We start from the raw sequence: 271 nt of genomic DNA, 5'->3' as shown, positions 1-271 counted from the left end.
ATGTGGAATTTCTTTAGTTATATGCGACAAAATTTTTTTAGATGAAACTGGAGGGGTTGCCCCCTATAGGAATTTTATTAAAAAGAGTAGGGTATTTACAAGGGGAAGGGAGAGAGGGGTTACAAAAGAGATCCTAGCCATTGTTCTATTACAGGAAAGTAACAGGATTTGGCTCTATGAACAATCATGCCAAATTCTTTACAGAAAACCAATTTCCAGGCACGCACATCCGCCTGCAACCCTTGGAAGATGAAGTTATTTCCAGTCGTCC

General features: G+C 39.9%; 1 protein-coding gene. It reads left to right on the top strand.

From position 1 onward, the window contains the following. A partial coding sequence (locus tag KVT28_RS25185) for a hypothetical protein (RefSeq protein ID WP_217550900.1) occupies nt 1-253 on the top strand: 253 nt, incomplete at its 5' end. Between the last annotated feature and the right edge of the window lie 18 nt (nt 254-271).

The organism is Pantoea sp. GbtcB22, assembly GCF_019091025.1.
Classification (GTDB): Bacteria; Pseudomonadota; Gammaproteobacteria; order Enterobacterales; family Enterobacteriaceae; genus Pantoea; species Pantoea leporis.
This window is presented reverse-complemented; position numbering and strand designations above follow the sequence as displayed.